Raw genomic sequence first — 3,428 nt, 5'->3', positions numbered from 1 at the left:
CGGCCGCCGCAACGCCACTCAAAACGAGGTCGCGACCCGCAGCGGCATCCACGGACCCCACCTTGCTGATGGAGAAGAGCCCCGCGACCACCGAGAGCGAGGAGCAGATGATAAAGGCGGTCCACCGCACCATCACGACCTTGATGCCGGCCCGTCGCGCCGCCTCAGCGTTGCCGCCGATCGCATAGATGTTGCGGCCATACTTCGTGCGGTCGAGCACGAACGTGCCCACCCACAGGATCGCGAGCACGATCGGTACGACGATGGGCACCCCCTGAACGGCGCGCACGGACTGGCCGCGGTCCTGGTTCAGGATGAACACCACGGCGCCGCCGAGCAGTGCGATGAAGCCGAGTTTGATCCACACCAGGGTGATCGTGCGGTTCAGGACGCCGGCGCGCGCGCGGCGGGTCCGATCCCAGAAGGATGTCACCGCCGACACGGCGAGGACGACAGCCAGCATCGTCCACCCCGCCCACGGCGGCATGTTCCGGTTCTGGATCGCGAGGATCTCCGGGATCTGCAGGCGGTACAAACCTCCAGCGCCGATGATGATGAGTTCAACGCCTTGGAGCCCGAGGAAAAGACCCAGCGTAACGACGAATGACGGGATCCCGACCCTCGCCACGAAGAAACCGATGAACGTGCCGATTGCCACACCGGCACCGCAAGCGATCGCCAGCGCCAGGACCCAGTTCAGACCCTGCACGTTCACGAGCACGATGAAGATGCACACAGAGACACCGGCCGTGACGCCCGCCGACAGGTCGATCTCTCCGAGGAGGATGACAAAGACGAGTGCCATGCCGAGCATGACCAGTGTGGCCGCCTGCGTCATGAGGTTCGCGAAATTGCGCTCGGTGAGGAACACCGGGCTCAGGATGGAGAACAGGTGCTGTCGCACGGTCTCAATGTCGGTGATCAGGGTGTGTGGGGTGTTCGCCGCCAGGTGAGCGAGGTCGTCGTGGGCCGCTGGAGTGCTCCTACCGCAACCGCGCTGGTCCAGGCCGATCGTGCGGAGCCGGGTCGGGTCGCTTGCGGTAACCGCCTCGGCCCAGTGAGCCACCGGGACAGCGTGGAGATACAACACCGTCGGCGTTCCCCGCCGCTTCCCCAGAGAGTGGGTGCGGGACGTCGACCCAGCCGCTGGTCGGCAAGTTGTCGATCATCCGCCCGCGGTAGGGAGCAACTCCCCGCAGCGATTACGCGATCGACTTCTTGATGCGCTTGCGTGCCGCCCGCTCGGTGAGGATGGAGAGGTAATCCTGCACGGGACGCCCCGCGATCGCCCCGAACTCCTCGCGGACGATCGCCTCGAGCTCTGATCGCACCATGTCCGGATACTTCGCTTCGAGACTGTCCGCGACGTGCCGGATGGTCTCTTCGTCGTCGATCGCTTTGGTCACCTCTTGAGTATCGACCGCGATCAGGGCACCGTCAAATCCCGGCCGGATACCACCGACCCCACCAGGATGCCCAGCCGCAGTAGCGGATCCGACGATCAGCGCTCCTCGACGAGAAGCTCGCACCTGGAGTCGGTCATCACGTCGAGCGACGTGCGCGGTCGGCGACCACCCGAACTGGAACCACCGCCTGGCGTAGAACTCCAGCTGGCCCAAAGCACGAGCCCCCGGGGACGGCGGGTGGCCGGATCGAACCGTCCAGCCGCGATCAGCCCGTCGACGATGGCGCTCGATCACGCTCTCGAACCACTGATCAAGGCTCTTCTGAATGTCCGGTTCTGATGCCGCCGCCTGATGTCAAGTGAATGGTTTGAGCGCACCAAGCAGACCTCCGTGGAACCCCTCATTGGCTGGGGCCGGCCGACGCCAGGCGGGCGATGACGTTGTGTGCTGAGGGTGAGGTCTGGCACCCATGGGCGCGAGTGCTCAGTGTCGCCACCCGCCGTCGCACTTCACTGCCAGGCGGCGTCAGTAGCGGCGAAGGGCGGCACTGATCTCCGCTGCGGTGTCAAGGATCGCGGGGCGGTAGTCGTCGGAGATGCGCTCGAGGCTGGCCGTGGACGTGGAGGTGGACACGTTGATTGCCGCCACCACCCTGCCGTCGGCACCGTGCAGGGGCGCGGCGATCGACCGGAGACCCTGCTCGAGTTCCTGGTCGACAAGGGCCCAGCCCTGCCGGCGAACCTCGTCGAGGGTGTCGCGCAGCGCCGCCGCATCCGTCACGGTTTTCTCGGTCAGCGCGTCCCGGCTGATCGAGCGGAGATATCGCTCCAGGTCACCCTCGTCGAGGCCTGCGAGCAGCACCCGGCCCATCGAGGTGGCATGCGCGGGGAACCGGGTCCCCACGGTGATGGACACTGTCATGATCCGCCGTGCTGGGACTCGGGCAATGTAGACGATATCGCCGTCATCGAGCACGGAGGCCGACGCGGATTCGTTGAGCGTGCGGGACAATTGTTCCAGGTGAGGCGCGACGATCTCGGGCAGCGCGAGTCCCGACAGGTAGGAGAAACCCAGTTCGAGGACCCGGGGAGTGAGCGCGAACAGTCGTCCGCCGGCGCGCACGTAACCGAGCTCCATGAGGGTCAGCAGAAAACGCCTCGCGGTCGCCCGCGTCAACCCGGTGACGTCCGCGATTTCGCTGAGCGTCATGCTCGGCCGGTCAGGGCCGAACGCTCGGATGACACTGAGACCGCGCGCCAGCGACTGGACGTACTGCCCGCTCGGCTCAGGATCGTCGCTCATGCACCCAACGTTATCGCTCGAGCACGACGGCCAGGCCCTGCCCCACTCCGATGCAGATCGCCGCGACCCCAACGCCGCCCCCTCTGCGCGTGAGTTCCTGGGCGAGGTGGCCGATGATGCGGCCTCCGGATGCGCCGAGCGGGTGCCCGATGGCGATTGCGCCGCCGTGGATGTTGACCTTCTCCGGGTCGAGCTCCGGCCACAGCCGCAGGCAGGCGAGGCTTTGCGATGCGAATGCCTCGTTCAGCTCGACGACGTCGACGTCGGCCCAGGTCTTGCCGGCCCGGGCGAGCGCACGGTTGGCCGCCTCGACCGGTGCGATCCCGAAGGTGTCCGGGTCGTTGCCGCTGACCCCTCGACCGATGATCCGCGCGAGCGGCTCCGCGTTCACCGGGGCGTTTTCCCCGCCGATCACGAGCATCGACGCGCCGTCACTCAACGGTGACGAGTTGCCGGCGGTCACCGACCCTCCCTCGCGGAATGCGGGCTTGAGCGGCGCGAGCGACTCCGCCGAGGTGTCATCGCGGATGCCCTCGTCGCGAGCGAGCGCGGCACCGGGAACCTGGATGATCTCAGCGGCGTAGAAGCCGGCCGACCAGGCGGATGCTGCCGCCTGATGACTGCGGACGGCGAAGGCATCCTGCTCCTCCCTGCTGATGGAGAAACGGTCGGCGAGTAGCTCCGCAGTCTCCCCCAGCGAGACGGTCCACCGCTCAGGCA

The 3,428-nt window shown here is 66.9% G+C and carries 5 protein-coding genes; 1 reads left to right on the top strand and 4 read right to left on the bottom strand.

Annotation, left to right across the window (positions count from 1 at the left end; genetic code table 11):
* Both JWP90_RS06240 and JWP90_RS06235 read right to left on the bottom strand, forming a co-directional pair.
* Nucleotides 1-1,066, bottom strand: a 1,066-nt coding sequence (locus JWP90_RS06240; protein ID WP_297361206.1) for a hypothetical protein, incomplete at its 3' end; no start/stop codon positions are given.
* A 136-nt stretch (nt 1,067-1,202) separates the two neighbouring features.
* Complete coding sequence (locus tag JWP90_RS06235) at nt 1,203-1,406, bottom strand: three-helix bundle dimerization domain-containing protein (protein WP_297361203.1); 204 nt, start codon at nt 1,404-1,406, stop codon at nt 1,203-1,205.
* Between the two features lie 3 nt (nt 1,407-1,409).
* Here JWP90_RS06235 and JWP90_RS06230 point away from each other — a divergent pair, with 3 nt between their 5' ends.
* A complete protein-coding gene (locus JWP90_RS06230) occupies nt 1,410-1,745 on the top strand; it encodes a hypothetical protein (protein WP_297361200.1) in 336 nt (111 codons plus the stop codon).
* 186 nt (nt 1,746-1,931) lie between these two features.
* On the opposite strand, the gene JWP90_RS06225 is transcribed toward JWP90_RS06230, so the two are convergent.
* A complete protein-coding gene (locus tag JWP90_RS06225; RefSeq protein ID WP_297361197.1) occupies nt 1,932-2,708 on the bottom strand; it encodes an IclR family transcriptional regulator C-terminal domain-containing protein in 777 nt (258 codons plus the stop codon).
* Nucleotides 2,709-2,718: 10 nt separating this feature from the next.
* A partial coding sequence (locus JWP90_RS06220; protein ID WP_297361194.1) for a thiolase family protein occupies nt 2,719-3,428 on the bottom strand: 710 nt, incomplete at its 5' end.

The organism is Mycetocola sp., from assembly GCF_025464835.1.
Classification (GTDB): Bacteria; Actinomycetota; Actinomycetes; order Actinomycetales; family Microbacteriaceae; genus Mycetocola_A.
This window is presented reverse-complemented; position numbering and strand designations above follow the sequence as displayed.